This window comes from Comamonas sp. C11 (assembly GCF_024496285.1).
GTDB lineage: Bacteria > Pseudomonadota > Gammaproteobacteria > Burkholderiales > Burkholderiaceae_C > Comamonas > Comamonas testosteroni_F.
The window spans coordinates 2,993,282-3,012,544 of record NZ_CP101743.1 but is presented as its reverse complement, the minus strand read 5'-3'; the positions used below and the strand labels follow the sequence as shown (position 1 = coordinate 3,012,544).

At 60.8% G+C, this 19,263-nt stretch carries 18 protein-coding genes; 10 read left to right on the top strand and 8 right to left on the bottom strand.

The window, feature by feature from the left end; genetic code table 11:
- Positions 1–200: 200 nt before the first annotated feature.
- Positions 201–1,139: a tyrosine-protein phosphatase gene (locus tag NOX35_RS13750; protein ID WP_256493615.1), complete on the top strand. Its 939-nt coding sequence runs from the start codon at positions 201–203 to the stop codon at positions 1,137–1,139.
- Between the two features lie 148 nt (positions 1,140–1,287).
- On the opposite strand, the gene NOX35_RS13745 is transcribed toward NOX35_RS13750, so the two are convergent.
- The 4 genes from NOX35_RS13745 to NOX35_RS13730 all read right to left on the bottom strand — a co-directional run bounded on the left by NOX35_RS13745 (position 1,288) and on the right by NOX35_RS13730 (position 6,428).
- Positions 1,288–2,082 (bottom strand): ABC transporter ATP-binding protein, encoded by a 795-nt coding sequence (locus tag NOX35_RS13745; protein WP_003064901.1) that lies wholly within the window; start codon positions 2,080–2,082, stop codon positions 1,288–1,290.
- A 134-nt stretch (positions 2,083–2,216) separates the two neighbouring features.
- Positions 2,217–3,098 carry an ABC transporter permease gene (locus NOX35_RS13740; RefSeq protein WP_003074956.1) on the bottom strand — a complete coding sequence of 294 codons (882 nt, stop codon included), beginning with the start codon at positions 3,096–3,098 and terminating at the stop codon, positions 2,217–2,219.
- 116 nt (positions 3,099–3,214) lie between these two features.
- Positions 3,215–4,183: an ABC transporter substrate-binding protein gene (locus NOX35_RS13735; RefSeq protein ID WP_039050780.1), complete on the bottom strand. Its 969-nt coding sequence runs from the start codon at positions 4,181–4,183 to the stop codon at positions 3,215–3,217.
- 541 nt (positions 4,184–4,724) lie between these two features.
- Positions 4,725–6,428, bottom strand: a complete 1,704-nt coding sequence (locus NOX35_RS13730; RefSeq protein ID WP_182282869.1) for an electron transfer flavoprotein-ubiquinone oxidoreductase — start codon at positions 6,426–6,428, stop codon at positions 4,725–4,727.
- A gap of 257 nt (positions 6,429–6,685) precedes the next feature.
- On the opposite strand from NOX35_RS13730, the gene NOX35_RS13725 reads away from it, so the two are divergent.
- The 7 genes from NOX35_RS13725 (at position 6,686) to NOX35_RS13695 (ending at position 14,112) form a co-directional block, all read left to right on the top strand.
- Positions 6,686–7,108, top strand: a complete 423-nt coding sequence (locus NOX35_RS13725; protein ID WP_182282868.1) for a thioesterase family protein — start codon at positions 6,686–6,688, stop codon at positions 7,106–7,108.
- A 309-nt stretch (positions 7,109–7,417) separates the two neighbouring features.
- A complete protein-coding gene (locus NOX35_RS13720) occupies positions 7,418–8,713 on the top strand; it encodes a dicarboxylate/amino acid:cation symporter (RefSeq protein WP_256493610.1) in 1,296 nt (431 codons plus the stop codon).
- A 62-nt stretch (positions 8,714–8,775) separates the two neighbouring features.
- Complete coding sequence (locus NOX35_RS13715) at positions 8,776–10,638, top strand: ATP-binding protein (protein ID WP_232537927.1); 1,863 nt, start codon at positions 8,776–8,778, stop codon at positions 10,636–10,638.
- A gap of 13 nt (positions 10,639–10,651) precedes the next feature.
- Positions 10,652–11,974: a sigma-54 dependent transcriptional regulator gene (locus NOX35_RS13710; protein WP_256493608.1), complete on the top strand. Its 1,323-nt coding sequence runs from the start codon at positions 10,652–10,654 to the stop codon at positions 11,972–11,974.
- Positions 11,975–12,068: 94 nt separating this feature from the next.
- Entirely contained in the window at positions 12,069–13,181 is a 1,113-nt protein-coding gene (locus tag NOX35_RS13705) for a saccharopine dehydrogenase family protein (RefSeq protein ID WP_256493607.1), read from the top strand.
- Entirely contained in the window at positions 13,181–13,726 is a 546-nt protein-coding gene (locus NOX35_RS13700; RefSeq protein ID WP_256493606.1) for a DUF4166 domain-containing protein, read from the top strand. The genes NOX35_RS13705 and NOX35_RS13700 overlap by 1 nt, the downstream gene beginning before the upstream one ends.
- On the top strand, positions 13,723–14,112 hold the full coding sequence (locus NOX35_RS13695) for a thiol-disulfide oxidoreductase DCC family protein (protein ID WP_182282862.1): 390 nt from the start codon (positions 13,723–13,725) through the stop codon (positions 14,110–14,112). Before NOX35_RS13700 ends, NOX35_RS13695 begins: the two co-directional genes overlap by 4 nt.
- Positions 14,113–14,175: 63 nt before the next feature.
- Here NOX35_RS13695 and NOX35_RS13690 read toward each other — a convergent pair whose 3' ends face one another.
- Entirely contained in the window at positions 14,176–14,748 is a 573-nt protein-coding gene (locus NOX35_RS13690; RefSeq protein WP_256493604.1) for a hypothetical protein, read from the bottom strand.
- A 75-nt stretch (positions 14,749–14,823) separates the two neighbouring features.
- On the opposite strand from NOX35_RS13690, the gene NOX35_RS13685 reads away from it, so the two are divergent.
- Together NOX35_RS13685 and NOX35_RS13680 are read left to right on the top strand one after the other, a co-directional pair.
- Positions 14,824–16,302 carry an RtcB family protein gene (locus NOX35_RS13685; RefSeq protein WP_371878484.1) on the top strand — a complete coding sequence of 493 codons (1,479 nt, stop codon included), beginning with the start codon at positions 14,824–14,826 and terminating at the stop codon, positions 16,300–16,302.
- A gap of 369 nt (positions 16,303–16,671) precedes the next feature.
- The gene (locus NOX35_RS13680; protein WP_182282859.1) at positions 16,672–17,208 is read left to right on the top strand and encodes a YcxB family protein; all 537 of its coding nucleotides are present in this window, start codon (positions 16,672–16,674) and stop codon (positions 17,206–17,208) included.
- Between the two features lie 103 nt (positions 17,209–17,311).
- Here the strand turns inward: NOX35_RS13680 and NOX35_RS13675 are convergent, their stop codons facing one another.
- Genes NOX35_RS13675 through NOX35_RS13665 form a run of 3 tightly spaced genes read right to left on the bottom strand, consistent with a single transcriptional unit; the run spans position 17,312 to position 19,178 of the window.
- Positions 17,312–17,899 (bottom strand): SRPBCC family protein, encoded by a 588-nt coding sequence (locus NOX35_RS13675; protein WP_256493601.1) that lies wholly within the window; start codon positions 17,897–17,899, stop codon positions 17,312–17,314.
- A complete protein-coding gene (locus NOX35_RS13670) occupies positions 17,896–18,618 on the bottom strand; it encodes a YceI family protein (RefSeq protein WP_256493600.1) in 723 nt (240 codons plus the stop codon). The genes NOX35_RS13675 and NOX35_RS13670 overlap by 4 nt, the downstream gene beginning before the upstream one ends.
- Entirely contained in the window at positions 18,615–19,178 is a 564-nt protein-coding gene (locus NOX35_RS13665) for a YceI family protein (protein WP_256493599.1), read from the bottom strand. The genes NOX35_RS13670 and NOX35_RS13665 overlap by 4 nt, the downstream gene beginning before the upstream one ends.
- Positions 19,179–19,263: the final 85 nt, after the last annotated feature.

Sequence of the window (19,263 nt, the reverse complement as noted above, 5' to 3'; positions counted from 1 at the left end):
GCCTCGGTGTACCGGCACATGCCGCAAATGGGAGGTCGTGAGCCCCGACCGTCCGGGGGATTGTGCAAGCTCTTCCATCGGTGCCTGCTCTGGCTCCCAGGCTTGTACTTAGACAAATCGGACTAAGGTTTAGCGCCGGTAAGTAAAGTCAACCATCGCTGATAGCCTGCGCCTGTCAATGATTCACGGAGGGTGGATACATGACCTTTACTCATAAAGGAGCAGGCATGAAGGGGGTGACAGGAGTGGTTTCATTCGCGGAGATCGATCGCAGCCTGGACAGGCGCCTGGTCTTGCACCTGGGGCTGCTGGGACTGGTCTCTGCGGGTGCTGGCGGACTGTTGGCCGCCTGCGGCGGCGGTGATGGCATGGAGCCGAAAGCGGCCACGCCAAGGTTGTCGTCCATGCTCAACTTCCGAGACCTGGCCGGGGCGGACGACGCATCGGTCTACCGCAACGCTGCAGGGCAGCCATTGAAGCGCTGCGTGTTCTACCGCTCCAATGCGGTATTGCCCAACGCGGCCGATGCAGTGACGCTGGGCAACCTGGGCATTGGTACGGCCTACGATTTGCGCACCACGAACGAGGCGGCCAAGGACGCGGACCGGCTGCCGCCGGGGATCCGCTATGTGTATATGAACATCTTCGGCACGGCCGACCCGGTGTTCTCGCCCTTTCATACGCCCAAGGAGGCCGAGGCCGCGATGGAGGAGATGGGCCGTGTGATGGTGCGCGACGCCGGCATGCGCGCTCGCATGGGGCAACTGCTCAAGACCATGGCGTCTACCGCCGATGCGCAACTGTTTCACTGCACCGCCGGCAAGGACCGTACGGGTTGGGTGGCGGCACTGCTGCACACCATTGCCGGCGTACCGCGCGACACCATCTTGAAGGACTACCTGCTCACCAATACTTACACCGAGGCCTGGATGAAAGCCACCTATCAGCAGATGCTGGCGCACAACGGCAAGGATGCAGCCGATCTCTACTGGCCCCTGCTAGGCGTGCAGCGCAGCTACCTGGAGGCGGAGTTCGACGAGGCGGAGCGCGGCTTCGGCTCGATGGGTCGCTACCTGAGCGAAGGGTTGGGTCTGGGCACGGACGAGCTCGCGCAGCTACGCACCAAGCTGCTGGGTTGAGGTGAATGCTATATTTAAAGGAGCTTCAAGCGATTGATATATATGGATTTCAGATATGAATATATCTGATATATAGAGCTATCAAGCGCTGACAGCTATCAAAAAAAGTCCGCCAAGGGCGGACTTTTTGCAGGGATGGGGCCGGGTTTCAGCTCAGCAGCAGTGCATCGTCGGCCAGCTTCTCGCCACGTACCTTCTCGAACATGTGCAGCAGGTCGGGCACATCCATTTTGGAGCGCTCTTCGCCGCTGACGTCCAGCACCACATTGCCCTGGTGAAGCATGACGGTACGCGTGCCCACATCCAGCGCCTGGCGCATGCTGTGCGTGACCATCATGGTGGTGAGATTGGCTTCCTGCACGATACGTGCCGTCAGCTGCAGCACAAAGTCTGCGGTGCGCGGGTCAAGAGCGGCCGTGTGTTCGTCCAGCAGCAGAATGCGCGAGGGCTGCAGCGCCGCCATCAGCAGGCTCACGGCCTGGCGCTGTCCGCCCGAGAGCAGGCCGATACGGTCGGTCAGGCGATTTTCCAGACCCAGGCCCAGTGTGGCCAGGCGGTCGCGGTACAGCTCGCGATTGCTGGCCTTGACTGCCTTGGACAGGCCGCGGAGGTTGCCGCGCTCGTGTGCCAGAGCCATGTTCTCTTCGATGGAGAGGTCTTCACAGGTGCCGGCCATGGGGTCCTGAAACACCCGGGCCACCTGCTTGGAGCGGGACCATACCGGCATCCGCGTCATGTCGATGCCGGCAATTTCGATCTTGCCCTTGTCCACGCTCTGGTCGCCCGAGACGCAGTTCAGAAATGTGGACTTGCCTGCGCCGTTGGAGCCGATGACGGTCACAAACTGCCCGTCGGGGATGGACAGCGACAGGCCGCGCAGGGCGCGGGTTTCGATCGGCGTGCCGGGATTGAAGGTGAGTTCGAGGTTTTGTGCGTTCAGCATGATGTATTCCGATCAGTCACTGAGGGCGCAGCATTTGTTAGTGCTGCAGTTCCTTGGCGAGAGGGCCAGCAAGGGCCGCCCCGCAGCAAAGGCCATCGTCCCCCTTGGGGGACGCGGCAAAGCCGCTCAGGGGGTTACTTTCTCTTCAGCTTCTTCTTGATTTGCGGAATCACCAGTGCGATGGTCACCAGCACTGCCGTCACCAGATTCAAGTCCTGTGCCTTCAGGCCGATGGCATCGATATTGAGGGCCGCTGCGATGAAGAAGCGGTAGACCACGGCGCCGAGCACCACGGCCAGCGTGGCCCAGATGATCTTGCGCGAGGGCAGGATGGTCTCGCCCACGATCACGGCCGCCAGGCCGATGACGATGGTGCCGATGCCCATGGAGATGTCGGAGCCGCCCTGCGTCTGCACGAACAGCGCTCCGGCCAGACCGACCAGGCCGTTGGAAATTGCCATGCCCAGCAAAATCATGGCGCCGGTATTGACGCCCTGAGCGCGGGCCATGCGGGCATTGGAGCCCGTGGAGCGGATAGCCAGACCGCGTTCGGTGGCAAAGAACCAGTCCAGAGCCAGCTTGGCCACGATGACAAAGCCCAGCATGATCAGCGGACGCATCACATAGTCTTCAATGTTCGCCGGCTGCAGCATGGTGAACAGTGTTGGCTCGTTGATCAGCGGCACATTGGGGCCGCCCATGATGCGCAGATTGACCGAGTACAGGCCGATCATCATCAGGATGGAGGCCAGCAGGTCCATGATCTTGAGCTTGACGTTGAGCCAGCCTGTGATGAAGCCGGCCACGGCTCCGGCTGCCGTGCCGGCCAGCGTGGCCAGCCAGGGATTGGTGCCCGTGGAAATCAGAATGGCGCAGACCGCACCACCGAGGGGGAAGCTGCCGTCGACCGTCAGATCGGGAAAACGCAGCAAGCGAAAGGAGATGAAGACGCCCAGCGCCACCAGGCTGAAGATCAGGCCAATTTCAATGGCACCGAGAATGGAAAATAGGGACATAGAGAGAGCGACAGGCGCGGCAAACGTCTAAAAAAATCGGCAGGGCCATGTTGCCACGGCACCTGCCGCTGCGCTGGCACCGCCTGAGAGCGACAGTGCTGGCGACAGGGAGTGGATTACTTGACCACGGTAGCGGCGGACTTGATCAGCGCGTCGGACAGCTTCACACCTTGCTTTTCAGCCGCACCGGGATTCACGAACAGCTCCATCTTGGTAGAGACTTCGGGCTTGATGTCACCGGGCTTTTCGCCCTTGAGAATGCGCACCACCATGCGGCCTGTCTGTTCGCCCAGATCGCGGTAGTTGATGCCGTAGGCGGCCACGGCGCCGCGCTTGACGGAGTCGGTGTCAGACGCCACCAGAGGAATCTTGGCGTCCTGGCCCACCTTGACCAGCGATTCGTAGGCCGACACCACGTTGTTGTCGGTGTTGGTGTAGATCACGTCCACCTTGCCTACCAGCGAGCGTGCGGCGCTGGAGACGTCCACTGAACGGGGCGCCGCAGCCGTCACCAGAGTCCAGCCCATCTTGGGCAGCAGGGCCTGCAGTTCCTTCACGACCACGGCGGAGTTGGCTTCACCGGGGTTGTAGACCATGCCGATGCGCTTGGCATTGGGCACGACCTGCTTGACCAGATCCATCTGCTTGTCCAGGGCCAGCAGGTCGGAAACGCCGGTCACATTGTTCTTGGAGGGTTCCCAGCTGGCGACCAGCTTGGCAGCAACGGGGTCAGTCACGGCAGAGAACACGACGGGCACGGTCTTGGTCGACGCGATCACGGCCTGCGCGGAAGGGGTGGCAATGGCGACGATGGCATCGGGCTTGTCACCCACGAACTTGCGCGCGATCTGGGCAGCCGTACCGGTATTGCCCTGTGCGCTCTGGTATTGCCACTTCAGGGACTTGCCTTCTTCGTAGCCGGCTGCCTTCAGGGCATCCTTGACGCCGTCGCGCACCGCATCCAGGGCGGGGTGTTCAACAATGGCGGTCACGGCCACGGACTTGGTATCGGCGGCATAGGCACCCGACATGGCGGAAATTGCCAGGGCCAGTGCGCCCATGCGGGCCAAGGACAGCTGCTTCATGTGTATCTCCAGCGTTTGTTGTGTGTTGCAGGTGAATTAAGACGGCAGTGCGTGATGCGCGTCGCCTCGCGGCAAAGTCTACTGCACCGATCCAGCTGTCTTCGTGATTGAGATAACCTTGTTTATCCCTATACGATGATCGCGAAAAAATGGCATGAAAGCTGCGCAAAGCGCTATTTGACTGAAGTTGGTGTGTGTGGATGTAGGGTAATGGCGCGCAATATTGCGTTGAGCGTGGCCTGATTTCGGTTTTGTATCGCATTTTTCCTGCGCCTGATGCGATATGGGCAGGCATATTGATGCAATTGCCTGTTTTTTGAGCATTGCTCTTTCCGAACTGGCAAGCGATCTTCATTGAGTGATTCGCGGCGATTGCGGTGGCATGCGTTTTTTCCGTGATGCTGCAAATTTGTGGGCATTTGGCTGCCTGCGTTGCTAAAAACATTCAGCCCATAAAAAAGCCTGCGCAGCAATGGCTGGCGCAGGCTATGTGGCGCAGCATCCGGAGCAACTGCTGCCGCCGAATGCAATCGAGGGCGGATTACATACCTGAGTAGTTCGGCCCGCCGCCGCCTTCGGGTGTCACCCAGACGATGTTCTGTGTCGGGTCCTTGATGTCGCAGGTCTTGCAGTGCACGCAATTCTGTGCATTGATCTGCAGGCGCTGCTTGCCGGCATTGGCTTCGTCCTCCACGAATTCGTAGACGCCTGCGGGGCAGTAGCGCTGCTCGGGGCCGGCGAACTTGGTCAGGTTCACGTCGACGGGAACGCTGGCATCCTTGAGCGTCAGGTGAGCTGGTTGGTTCTCTGCATGATTGGTGCTGCTGATGAAGACGCTGGAGAGGCGGTCAAATGTCAGCTTGCCATCGGGCCTGGGATACTCGATGGGCGTGCAATCGGCTGCAGGCTTCAGATAGGCATGGTCGGGTTTGTTGCGATGCAGCGTCCAGGGGATGTTGCCGCGCAGCACAAACTGCTCCAGGCCGTTCATGATCGAGGCGGTGGTCAGGCCCTTCTTGAACCAGGCCTTGAAGTTGCGTGCCTTCCACAGTTCCTCATACAGCCAGCTGTTCTCGAACGCATAGGTGTAGGCGGTCAGTTCGTCACTCTGGCGACCTGCGGCGATGGCGGCGTAAGCGGCTTCTGCGGCCAGCATGCCGGTCTTGATCGCGGCATGGCTGCCCTTGATGCGGCTGACGTTGAGGAAGCCAGCCTCGCAGCCGACCAGTGCGCCGCCGGGGAAGACAAAGCGGGGCAGGCTGGAGATGCCGCCGGCCGTGATGGCGCGGGCACCGTAGGAGATACGCTTGCCGGGCTTGATGCCATTGGCTTCGTCGCCTTCCAGGTAGTATCGGATATTGGGGTGGGTCTTCCAGCGCTGCATCTCCTCAAATGGAGACAGATAGGGGTTGGAGTAATCCAGGCCGGTGATGAAGCCCAGTGTGACCAGATTGTCTTCCAGGTGATAGAGGAAGGCACCGCCGTAGGTGTCGCTCTTCATGGGCCAGCCTGCGGTGTGCAGCACCATGCCGGGCTTGTGGCGCTTGGGGTCGATTTCCCAGAGCTCCTTGATGCCCAGACCGTAAGTCTGAGGGTCGCGGTTGGCGTCCAGGGAGTACTTGGAGATGATCTGCTTGCCGAGGTGGCCGCGCGCACCTTCGGCAAAGATGGTGTATTTGCCGTGCAGTTCCATGCCCAACTGGAAGTCGCCCGTGGGCTCGCCTTCCTTGCTGATGCCCATATTGCCGGTGGCCACGCCCTTGACGGAGCCGTCTTCGTTGTAGAGCACTTCGGCTGCAGTGAAGCCGGGGAAGATTTCCACGCCCAGGGCTTCGGCCTGCTCTGCCAGCCACTTGGTGACAAAGCCCAGGCGAACGATGTAGTTGCCTTCGTTATGGAAGCACTTGGGCAGCAGCCAGTTGGGGGTGCGCAAGGAGCTCTTCTCGCCGAGGAAGACCATGGCGTCTTCGGTCACCGGCTGGTTCAGGGGAGCACCCTTTGCCTTCCAGTCGGGTATCAGCTCGGTCAGCGCGCGAGGATCCATGATGGCGCCAGACAGCGTGTGTGCGCCGGGCTCGGAGCCTTTTTCCAGCACGACTACGGAGACATCCTGACCTTTTTCGGCCGCCAGCTGCTTGAGGCGAATGGCAGTGGCCAGGCCACCGGGGCCACCGCCCACCACCACCACGTCATATTCCATGGCCTCTCGCGGGCCGTACTGGGCCAGGATCTCTTCGTTTGTCATCGGGAAAGTCTCGCTTGATATTGGATTGGGAAAACTGGCGTGCGCGGCCTTGGCAGGTGCGTCTGCAAAAACCGCGATGCGGGCGATTCTATGCTGACAGCCCGGCACGACCGTGCAGATTTGGCGACAGCGCATCAATCGGTGTTGCGACAAAGTCCATAGGCTAGTGATCGTCCCAGGGGGTGCCATCCCTCAAAGCAACTAGAACAAGGCGATGATGCCGTTGCAAATCTCGTTCAATCAGGAGACATACCGGAATGAAAATCGAACTGCCCGAGCTGAAGAAGCAGGTCTATGAAACGCGCTTTCCCGTACGCTGGGGCGATATGGACGCCATGGGGCATGTCAACAACGCCCAGTACTTTCGCTATCTGGAAACTGCCCGTATCGACTGGATGCGTGGCATGGGCCTGAATCCGGACCCCGCAGGGCAGGGGCCGGTCATCGTCAACGCCTTTTGCAACTTCTATCAGCAGCTTGCGTATCCCGACGAGGTGCTGCTCAAGATGTTTGTCAGCGATCCCGCACGCACTACCTTTGAGACCTGGGCCACCATGGAGCGTGTTGCACAGCCGGGAGTTATCTGCGCCGCTGGCGGAGGCACGGTGATCTGGGTGGATCTCCCCCGGCAGAAAGCCGCTGCGCTTCCGGACTGGATACGTTCGGCAGTAACGGCATGAGTCCAGTTCGGAATTCCGTACATCAATTCGGATACCGTCCGGAAATCCGATTACGGTTATGCAAAAAAGTATTTTGAATATAAGCAAATCAAAGACTTGGACGTGATTTCTTGGCTGGCACGGTATGTGCTTAAAGGACGGCACGCCGCTTCATTGCGGCTGACCAAGTGAGACTGGGACTGGACCTGGCTGACGAAACCTCGGTTCCGTCTGCGGTCCGTCTCGGTTTGTTGTCGCTGCCAGAACCCGGTGCCTGCATGGCCTGGATTCAGGTAGTGGCTCAAACAACGCATACCAAGATTCCAAGAAATGAAATCCAACCGCCTGACCATCATGGTTCTGCTGGCCATGGTTCTGGGTGTGGTTGTGGGCTATCTAGTCCACGCCAACGCCGCGACACCGGAGACAGCCAAAGACATTGCCGGCTATTTCGGCATTCTCACCGACGTATTTCTGCGCATGATCAAGATGATCATCGCGCCCTTGGTGTTTGCCACGCTGGTGGCAGGGCTGGCCAATATGGGCGATGCCGGCTCTGTGGGCCGAGTGGGTGGTCGTGCGCTGGGCTGGTTTATCGCGGCATCGTTCTGCTCGCTGTTTCTGGGTCTGGTTTTTGCCAATGTGCTGCAGCCCGGCCATGGCCTGACGGTGGAGCTTCCCACGAATGCCGAGAGCCTGGGTCTGAAGACCGGTGCGCTGAATTTCAAGGATTTCATCACCCATGTCTTCCCCAAGAACATCTTCGAGGCCATGGCCACCAATGAGGTGTTGCAGATCCTTGTGTTTGCGCTGTTCTTCGGTATTGCTCTGGGCTACCTGAACCACCAGAAAAAGCACATGCTGGTCGATCTGATGGAAGAGACCTCGCATGTCATGCTGCGCGTGACCGAGTACGTGATGCGCTTTGCGCCCGTTGGAGTGTTCGGCTCTGTCGCAGGCACCATTGCCACCCACGGACTGGGCATGCTGCTGGTGTTTGGCAAATTCCTGCTGGGCTTCTATATTGCGCTGGCCGCACTGTGGGTGCTGCTCATCGGTGCCGGCTATCTCGTGCTGGGCAAGGATGTCTTCCGTCTGCTCTCGCTGATTCGCGGCCCGGTGCTGGTGGGCTTTTTCACGGCCAGCAGCGAATCCACGCTGCCCAAGCTCATGGAGCAGCTGGAAAAATTCGGCATCAAGCCGCGTATCACCGGCTTTGTGCTGCCTCTGGGTTACTCGTTCAACCTCGATGGCTCCATGATCTACACCACCTTCCTGGCCATCTTCATCTCTCAGGCCTATGGCATCGAGATGACACTGACCGCGCAGCTGACCATGCTGCTGGTGCTGATGATCTCCAGCAAGGGCATTGCCGGCGTGCCTCGAGCCTCGCTGGTGGTGGTTGCCGCCGTGCTGCCCATGTTCGGTTTGCCGGAAGCGGGCATCCTGCTGATTCTGGGCATCGACCATTTCCTGGACATGGGCCGTACATTGACCAATGTGCTGGGCAATGCCATTGCCACGGCCGTGGTTGCCAAATGGGAAGGCAGCGAAGAGCAGGAGTCCTGCGCAGATCTGGCGGTCGAGCCACACCTGGTGCCCGAGCCCATTCGCGCCCGAGCCTGATCGTCCCATTGCCCGGATTCCTGTCCCCTGCGGTGCCGGGCGCTGCTACCATGGTTCGCACCATGTTAGCTTTCCTGCCTCCGCGCCTGCGTGCTGTTTTGCTGATCCTGCTCTGGCTGGCTGCAAGCAGCCTGGGCGGCTGGCTGGGCTATCAGGGCTTTGTCAAGATCGGTCTCGAGACCGTGGTGGCTGCCGGCAACAACCGCCTTGATCTCTATGCTGCCAGCCTGCGGCGCGAGATCGACAAATTTGCCTTTCTGCCCGATGTCGTGGCCCTGCAGCCCGAGATCCTGTCGCTGCTGCAATCGCCCCTCGACGAAAGACTGCAGTCTCGCGCCAATCTCTATCTGGAGGAGCTGAGCCGTCGTGCGGGCACCCTCAGCGTCTACATGCTCGATCACGACGGTCACGTGCTGGCTGCCAGCAATTGGCGCCGCGCCGACAGTTTTGTGGGCGAGAACCTCGGTTTCAGGCCCTATGTCCAGCAGGCATTGCGAGAAGGGCGCGGGCGCTACTTCGGCGTGGGCACCACGCGCGGCGAGCCCGGCTATTACCTGACCACTACCTTGGGGCAGGGCGAGATGCATGGCGTGGTGGTGGTCAAGGTCGGGCTGGCGCAGCTCGAACAATCCTGGGCCAGCGCAGAGTCTCCGGTGCTGGTCAGCGATGAAAATACCGTGGTCATTCTCAGCAACATGCCCGCCTGGCGCTTTGCCACCTTGCTGCCGCTGGATGAGGCAAGGCGTGCCGAGCTGGAAGCTTCGCAGAAATACAACCGCCTGAACCTGCGGCCTCTGGGCTGGCGCGGCATGAGCAGTGTCACGGGCGTCAGGCAGGTGAGCATTCCCGATGTCAAGGACGCTGCGGCAGACCAGAGCGCAGGCCGCTTTCTGGCCCAGTCCAGACCTATGGCCGGCACGCCCTGGCAGATTACCGTGCTCTCCCCCCTGAGCGTTGCACTGCAGTTGGCGGCCAGTCGCGCCTGGGTGACGGGGGCGTTGATTGCATTGATGCTTTTGCTGGGAGCTTTGCTGTACCAGCGGCGCAGACATGTGCGTGAGCAACTGGCGGCCCAGCAAGCTCTGAAACAGGCCAACGAGGTGCTGGAAAACAAGGTGCAGCAGCGCACAGCCGATCTGCAGAGTGCCAATGTGGCGTTGCAGCAGGAGGTGATGGAGCGCGTGCAGGCCGAGACCACGCTGCGCGCTGCGCAGGACGAGTTGGTACAGGCAGGCAAACTGGCCGTCATCGGTCAGCTCTCTACGGAAGTGGCCCATGAGCTTAATCAGCCCCTGGCGGCCTTGCGGGCGCTGGCCGGTAACAGTCAGCGCTTTCTGGAACGCGGTCAGAGCGAGATGGTGCAAAGCAATCTGCAGCGCATGGCGGAGCTGACCGAGCGCATGGGACGTATTACCGGGCAGTTGCGCAACTTTGCCCGCAAGTCCGCAGGCCAGCCCGAGCCGGTTGAACTGGCCAAGGTGGTCGATGGCGCTCTGTCCCTCATGGAGCCGCGCATTGCCCAAAGCGGCGCCATGATCGTGCGACAGCCCTCGGATCTCGCGCTGAGCGCCTGGTGCGATGCCAATCGCGTACAGCAGGTGTTGATCAATCTGTTGAGCAATGCGCTGGACGCCGTGCAGGGCGGCAATACGCGGTGCGTGGAAATTGCCTGCAAGCGTTCCGGTGCCTGGGCGCAGATCACGGTGCGCGACCATGGCCCCGGACTCAGCGATCAGGCGCAAGCGAGACTGTTCGAGCCTTTTTTCACGACCAAGCCAGAGGGACTGGGCTTGGGTCTGGGCCTGCCTTTGTCGGCCGAGATCGCCCAGGCCGCAGGCGGCAGCCTGACGGGGGGCAACCATCCGGAAGGCGGGGCCATCTTCACGCTGAGCCTGCCCTTGGTGGATACTCGGCCGCTGTCCTGATTGCCTGCAGCCCATGAACCCTTCCCTCAAAGTCCTGATCGTTGAAGACGATGCCGATGTCGCCATGGCCTGCGAGCAGACCATGCGTCTCGAGGGTCTGGACTGCGTCTGCGTGAGCAGTGCCGAGCAGGCGCAAAAGCACCTGTCCCCGGATTTTGCCGGCATCGTGGTCAGCGACATCCGCTTGCCGCAGATGAGCGGCCTTGGGCTGCTGGCCGCCGTCCGCGTGCTGGATGCCGAGCTGCCCGTGATTCTCATCACAGGTCATGGCGATATCTCCATGGCCGTGCAAGCCATGAAGGATGGCGCTGCCGATTTTCTGGAGAAACCGTTTGCGCCCGAGCGCCTTGTGGACGCCGTGCGCCGTGCGCTGGAGCGCCGTCGCCTGGTGCTGGAGGTGCGCAGCCTGCGTCAGCAGCTACAAAGTCGGGATGTGTTGCAGCACCAGTTGCTGGGGCGCTCGCTTCCCATGCAGCAGCTGCGCAGCACATTGCAAAGCCTTGCGGCCAGCGAGGCCGATGTGCTGATCTGGGGGGAAACGGGCACCGGCAAGGAAAGAGTCGCGCGCAGCCTGCATGAATCCAGCCGGCGCAAGAGAGGCAATTTTGTCGCGATCAACTGCGGCGGCCTGCCGGAGACGCTGTTTGATAGCGAAATGTTCGGCAGCGAGGCCGGGGCCTTTACCGGCGCGGGCAAAAAGCGCATCGGCAAGATCGAACATGCCAGCGGCGGCACCTTGTTTCTCGACGAGATCGAAAGCATGCCCCTGGCCATGCAGGCCAAGCTGCTGCGCGTGCTGCAGGAAAGAGTGCTGGAGCGCCTGGGCTCGAACACGCTCATTCCCGTCGACTGCCGTGTGATTGCTGCAACCAAGGTCGATTTGCTGGAACTCAGCCGTCAGGGCCTGTTTCGCTCCGATCTTTATTACCGTCTCAATGTGGTAACCGTGAACCTGCCCCCGCTGCGCGAGCGCCGCGAGGATGTTGCGCTGCTGTTCGAGCATTTCGCGTTGCAGGCCGCTGCCCGCCACCAGCGCCCTGTGGCAGAGCTGACGCCGCAGCGTCTGCAGGCACTGCTTGCCCACGACTGGCCAGGCAATGTGCGCGAGCTGCGCAACACGGCCGAGCGCATCACGCTGGGGCTGGATGCCGGCCTGTCCCCGTCCGGTATGACGTCCGAGGCAGCGGCTTCGTTGGCGGCAACCATGGAGTCCATAGAGCGTTCCCTGATTTCGGAGGCCTTGCGCAACAACGAAGGCAGCCTGACGCGCACGGCCCAGGCGCTTCACACTCCCAAGACAACGCTGCACGACAAGATTCGCAAGTACGGGCTTTGACCAGGCTGTGGCCGAGCCATGAGCGCGGCAGAGCCGGCTCGCCGTTGCCGGGCTTGCGCTCCGGAGCGAAACCCGCATCCCGCTACACTGAGGCATGCGTGAATACAAGGTCATGGTCATCGGTGCTTACGGCTTCTTCGGCAGCCGGCTGGTTGCCAGGCTGGCCAGGCAAACCGGTTTGCACATCGTGGTGGCAGGGCGCTCGGTCTCTGCGGCGCAGGCGCTGGTTGAAAGTCTGGCCCCGAATGCTTGCTCAAGCCTGAGCCACGCAGTGCTGGACGTGATGGCGCGGGGCCTGGAGGAGAGGCTCAAGGCGCTGGAGGTGGATGCGCTCATTCACACCTCGGGCCCGTTTCAGGGGCAGGACTACCGCGTGGCCCGAGCCTGCGCCGACGCCGGCGTCCACTATGTGGACCTGGCCGATGGGCGTGACTTTGTCTGCGGCATCGATGTGCTCGATCCGCAGGCCAGAGCTGCGGGCGTGCTGCTGCTCAGTGGTGCCAGCTCGGTACCTGCGCTGTCCTCGGCGGTTGTGGATGCGCTGGCTTCGGGCATGGCTCGCGTCAGCGATCTCGACATAGGCATCAGCCCGGGCAATCGTACGGATAGAGGTCTGTCTACAGTCGCTGCCATCCTCAGCTATTGTGGCAAACCGCTGCCTGGTTCCGGGCAGCAAGCCTTGATTGGCTGGCTACGCAGCTATGGGTATGACTATCCGGCTCCTGTTGGGCGGCGGCTGCTGTCGGCCTGCGATATACCGGATCTCGCGCTGTTACCGCTTCGCTATGAAGGAAGTCCTTCCATCAGATTCGGTGCCGGGCTTGAGCTGTCGTTCTTGCAGCGTGGGATGAATGCCATGGCCTGGCTGGCTCACAGAGGGCTGGTGCGGGACTGGTCTGCACATGCGCGCAGGCTCAAGCGCATGGCGGACTGGTTCAAGAGCTGGGGCAGCGATGCAGGGGCCATGCATGTCACGGTCAGTGGCCTGGATGCAACGGGGCAAGCCTGCCAGCGCTGCTGGGTGCTTATGGCAGGCTCGGGCGACGGGCCCTATGTTCCCACGCTGGCTGCCAGTGCGCTGGTACGCAAGCTGGCTTTGGGTGCGCCGCTGGAGCCAGGCGCCAGGCCTTGCATGGGGCTGCTGACGCTGCAGGACTTTGTGGACGAAGCGCAGGGGCTGGATATTCAGATGCGGAGACTGGATTGATGATGCAGAGCGCTTCTTTGTTTCAGCAGGCCATGGGCGATGAGTTCTGCAAGCTCGATGCCGCCCTGCAGCGCTTTCACGTCCTTCAGGGTGAGCATCAGCTCCAGGGCAGGGTGCAGACCGGCGCCCCCCGGACTCTGGCAGCCAAGCTGCTGGCGCTGGCTCTGGGCACGCCACGCGCCGCCAGCGAGGGGACGATTCATTTCGAACTGCAGGCCAGTCCCGAGGCGGAAACCTGGATTCGCATCTTCCCCTTGCAGCTCATGCGCTCAACCATGCAGTTGCACAATGGCCACCTGATCGAGCGCCTTGGCCTGGCGCGATTGTGCTTTGCCTTGCAGGCGGTAGATGGACGGCTCCTCATGCGACTGCAGCGTCTGTATTTTCTGGGTTTCCCATGCCCGGGCTGGCTGGCGCCGCGCATCGTGGCCGAAGAAGCCGGAGCCGGGAAGCACATGCAATTTCATGTCGAAGCGGCCGTCCCCCTGATTGGCGTGGTGGCCAGTTATCGTGGCTATCTGTTGCTGCCCGAGGAAAAAACATGATTGTGGTCTTTGATGGGCAATGTCTGTTGTGCAATGGCTGGGTGCAGTTCTTGCTCAAGCACGACAAGCAGGGCATTTTTCAGTTCGCTGCCATACAGGGCGAGGTCGGCGGCAGGCTGTTGGCCGATGCAGGCTTGCGCATAGAGGGTCTGCAGACCTTGCTGCTGGTGGACGGCCAGCGCTCCTGGCAGCACACGGATGCCATCCTGCGCGTGCTGCACGCCCTGGGCTGGCCCTGGCGACTGACAGCGGTGATCAGGTTGATACCCTCTGCATTGCGCGATGCGCTCTACCGAATGATCGCCAGAAACCGCTATCACTGGTTCGGCAAAAGCGAGCAGTGCATGATGCCGGACCCTGCTGTGGCTGCCCGCTTTCTGGACTGAATTCCGAATGAAGAGCTGCATCGCTCAGCGGACATGGGGGCGATGCCATTGATGGATCCGCAATCAGGCATGCTCTGGCGGCATGGGTGGAATATTCAACAGGGCTTGGTATTTTTTCTGCAGGTCGCAAAAGCGTTTCAGCGTCGGCAGCACAGCCTGCATATTCAGCGCTTTGTGCAGCAGCGGCAGTTGCTGCATGCCGAGCTTTTTCAACGACTGACTTGCCTCGTGAAAGCAGGCTTCGCCTTTTTCATCTTCGTAGTACAGCTGTTCCAGTTCGAGCCAGCCCGCGTAGTAGCCGTAGTCAAAGAACTCCTGAAAGTTCTCGGCAATCACCCAGCTCAATTCGTTCACGCAGGGCAGTGTCATGACGATGGGGCAGACGCTATCGGGTAGGCGCTCATCGACCAGATAGCTGTAATGAACGCTGTCGCAGCCCGTTGTCGCAAACGTCATCACATTGCGCGGCGTGCACCAATCGATGTAACTGGGTACAGGGGGGATCTCCAGTCGCAGGCCACAGTCCCCAAAAACGGCTTCGGGCGACAGGCCGAACAGCGGGCCCATGGCTGCAGCTGTGTCATACAAAGTCTGCAGTGGTGCGGGAATCTGAAAGGACCGAATTGCATTGCGCATTGCAGCATATTAGCAACGCCGGTTAGGCGGCCCGGCAGTTACTCGTTAGAATCTGCAGTCTATCAGTCCTTCTTGATGCTGCTGCTCGAAGGTGCGTTGCATCTCCCAGATTCGGAGATGCGCTGTTGCGTACCTGTTTTTATCAGCATCATGCCGCATTCTTCCGGGAAGCTTTCCCGACTGCAAAAAGCTCTGTCACGTCAGGGCATCCAGGTCTCCTACCGAGACAATATCTATCAAATCCATAACGAGCAGGCAGCAGCCACCATTTTGCTGCCCGACAGCCTGCCGCTGGAGCACAAAGCCGTTAGTCAACTGCTGGACTTCGCTTCGGTTGCGGACCCGCAAGGCCATGGAGTGGTCTGCAAAGCCTGTGCCACTCCGGACTTTCACCCCGGCAGCATTGCGCCCGTGGGGGCGGTGGTGGCCACGTCGCCAGATTTCGTGATTCCTGCGGCCATCGGCACGGATATCAACTGCGGCATACGCCTGCTGAGCACGGGCCTGACGCAGGCGCAGGCCGAGCTGCACAAAAGCACCATCGTGCAGCGACTGACCCGCGTCATCTTGCAGAACGGGCGCGATGTGCCCGTGCGCAGCGCAGGCTTCAAGGCGCTGTTTGATGAGGGGCCCCAGGCCTTTATTGAACAGTTGCCTGGCGTGGGTCTATGGCAAGGCGTGAACCGCGATCGCCTGCAAGCCGAACTGGCCGAGTGCGTGGGTCTGCAAGGCTTTGCGGGCCAGAGTCGCTACGCGCCTGAAGCCCTGTTGCAGGCGCGCGAGCTGCTGCGCCCGCCGTCTGCCGCGGACCTGGGAAGCGGCAACCACTTTCTGGAGTTCTGCGTGGTTGAGGAAGTCTACGATCGTCATGCCGCCTACGCCGCGGGACTCAAGAAGGGCGATGTCACGGTGATGATCCACACCGGCTCGCGCGATGTCGGTTTTTATGTCGGTCGTCGCTGGATGGAACTGGCCAGGCAGCAATGGCCGCAAGGCATCAAACACCCCCAGCATGGTCTGTATGGACTGAGCGGCGCGCTGGCGCAGGACTATCTGCAAGCGATGGGTGTGGCTGCGCGCTATGCGTGGTTCAACCGCATGGCGCTGGCGGAGCTGGTGCGCAAAGAGCTGGCGGGCATTGCCGCGCCCGATGCATCGCGCCTGATTGTGGATGTGCCCCACAACGTGGTGATGACCGAGGGCGAGTTCAACGTACACCGCAAGGGCTCCACTCCCGCGCATGACGGCCAGTGGGCGCTGATTCCGGGCTCGATGGGCGACTACTCCTTCCTCGTCAAAGGTCTGGGCCATGAAGACTGGCTGCGGTCCTGCAGCCACGGCGCGGGCCGCCAGGTGCGCAGACAGGAAACGCGGCGCATGAAGCAGCCGCTGGTCGAATCCGTATGGCAATGCATCACCTTGCGTGAAGAGCGACTGATCGAAGAAGCGCCCAGCGCCTACAAACCCGTAGGGCCGGTGTTGCAGGCGCAGGAAGAGGCGGGGCTGATCCGTGCGAGTGTGCGGTTGAAGCCTTGGCTGACTTTCAAGGCTTGAGGTTGAAGTCGCTGCCAGCGCCTGACGTCCAGGTGTTGGTGGCAAGGCTGTTTGACTATTCGGGAGTTCGAGGAAGATGGGTGAAATTGATAGGTGGGAGACAATCAGATCAATGCATCGAACCCGCCACACCATAGCCACGGCTGTCTCGATTTGCTGCAATATCACATCTTGCGGGCTGCATGGTGCGGGCATGCATCGCATGCACAGATCTGGTCGCACCCTGTAATGCCCGGTGCGCTGGCTTATGGTGCCGGTAATGTATTCATTCATGAGTCGGAGCCAGCGACCGTGTGAGATGCAACAGTCACTTTTCGATCAATACTCGCTGCTGCAGGTCTCACATACCTGTGGCCACTTGAGCAAGCCATGAACATGACCGCCAGCTTTACCCTCGCTCCCGCCGACTTCGTTCGCCTGCAGAAAGTGGTTTCGCGGCGCTGGCATCAGAAGGCAGGGATGCTTTCCTGGCCGTTCCTCCTGCGGATTGTGGTGTGGCTTTCCATTGGCCTGGCCGGTGCAGCCTACGCGCGACTGATGCGTGAGTTTCCCGAGATCTCCCGCCCACTGGGAGTGGTTGCCTGCCTTCTGCTCGTCGCTTTGATCGCCGTCGTGACGATGCCATACCTGTCGCAGGCATCTATGCGCAAGCTCATGCTCCTGCCGGATGGAGCGTTTCTGTCGCCGCAAACGGTCACGCTCTCGTCGGACGCCATCAGGGTAGCCTCGGTTCGAGGTGACATGATGCTGCCGTGGTCAGGAGTGCTGGCGCTTGCCGAAGATGAGGTGAACTACTATCTGTTCATCGACGCTATGCAGGCTCTGATACTGCCCAGGGCAGCCATTGCCCCCATGGCTGCAGAGTTCGAGCAGTTCACGCGCCATCTCAGGGCCTCTGCGATTTAAGTCTTTGTTCTTGCAGATGCTGGCGCAGTCATGACGGCAACCCGAGGCGAAGGGCCAGGCTTGCATGCGTCCAATACCATCTTGCCCTTGTAGTGGCCTGCCGCTAATTTCCGGGTGTCTGTTTCTGCTCTTGAAGCGTCAAGGCCTCGCGTCGCTGGATTTCATCCACCAGTGCCCTGAACTGGCGTTTCAGCAACTGGCGCAGCACTGGCTTCCCAACCAGCGGCGGGATGGCGAAAGCCGGGACCAGGCGAGCGCTGTAAGCCAAGCGTACCCGGCCGTCGGCTTGGGTTTCCAGGGTATAGCTGCCGTCCATCTGCTTGAGATTGCCGCCTATTGCATGTGCGGCGATGCGCTGCTGTGGCCATTCGGTCACAGCCAGTCTGACCTCGATTGCCTGGCGAAAAAACAGAAACCCCAGACTGCCTTTTTGCTCCAGCAGCACCTGGTTGCCGTCGCGCTGCAGCACACGCGAACTTTGCATATCCGGTACAAAGTCGGCCAGATGGTCGTAGTCGGAAATCACGCTCCAGGCCGTAGCGAGCCTGACTTGCATGACGGCCAAGGCGCTCACCGTCAATGCCTCATTGTGCTCGGCAGTCTCTATGCGCAGCTCTTGTGCCGAAACCTGCAAACCGCCGCAGAGCAGGGTCAGAGCTGCGCCGCAGGCAGCAACAAGTCCTGTTTTCATGACCGGGATTCCTGCTTCAGCGGTGGAGCGGCGCGCACTTCGAAGTTCAACTCGAGCCTGTCGCGGACCTGGATTGCACCGCCCAGGATAGACAAAGGCGTGATGCCAAAGCTCGATTGATTGATGCTCAGCGAGCCGCTGATATGGAATTCGCCTGGCGTCCTCCTGATCCGGGCCGGTACGCTCAGGCTGCGTGTGACACCGTGAAGAGTGAGTTCCAGGGCCAGCAATACATCGCCGTCTGCTTCGGGAGGCGCATGTGCCCGGACCAGTGCAAACGGATGGACCGAGGTTTGCAGCAGCTTGTTGAGCATATTGGCACGGGTTGCTTCAATATCGGCAGCGCTGGGCTGGGTGTCCAGAGCGGCCTTGGCGCGCAGGGCGGGTTCGTCAACCGATAGCCTGTCCAGCGCCACATAGAGATCGGCGCGGCCAAGCTGAGGGGCCACATAGCCTTGCAGCTCATGGCTGGCAATCACATGGTCGTGCCCCAGTCTGGCCAGAGCGCCAGCGCGTCGAACGGTGATTGAGATCAGGGAATGCGAGGAATCGATTTGAAGCACCGACTGGCCCCGTGCAGCAGCATCGGCATAGAAGGCCGCAGGAAAGTCCGCAGGCCTTGCCGTCGGGCCGGGAGGCTGCTCTGGCTCGATGCCCGGCTGCGAGCAGCCCGTGATCAGAGTCAACAGGACTGCAATCAGCTGTCTGCGCAATGTCATGGCAACTCGCGCAGCTGAACGCGAAATTTGACGGTCACGGAGTCTCCCACGGCATTGCTGCTCTTCCACTCTCCTGTACCGATATCAAATATCGAGCGATGGGTGACAAATTCGCCTTCCATGCGGCGCTCCTCGGGCTTCCAGCTGAATGGCAGCACAAGCGGCTGCCTGCGGCCTTTCAGCAGCAGGGTGCCGCGTGCCAGGTAACCGGCTGCACCGGGGGCGTCGAGAATCTCCTTGGCATCAAAGACTGCCTCGGGATAACGCACAAAGTCAAACCAGTCCTTGCCGGCAATGGCCTGGTTGATGTCTGGATTGGCCATGTCGGCGCTGCTGATGCGAATACTGACATTCAGCCTGTTGCTGCCTGGCTTTAGAGGGTCGAAATCAAAGCGAACCCGGAAGTCTTTGAACATGCCGGTGAGCGGCGTTTGCTCAAAAGTGGCGGTGAATTCCAGTCTGTTGTCGCCACCGGGCTTGAGCTCCCACGAGGTGGCATGAGCTGCAGTGGAGCACAGCGTGGTGAGAAGGGCGGCGAGGCAGCAAACGGGTTTTCGCATCTGGATGACCTCCGGCAAACAGCGTTTTGCCGGGTTGGCCGCTGCTCTGCGAGGGATGATGCGTCATTGCGATGCAAGTTGCATC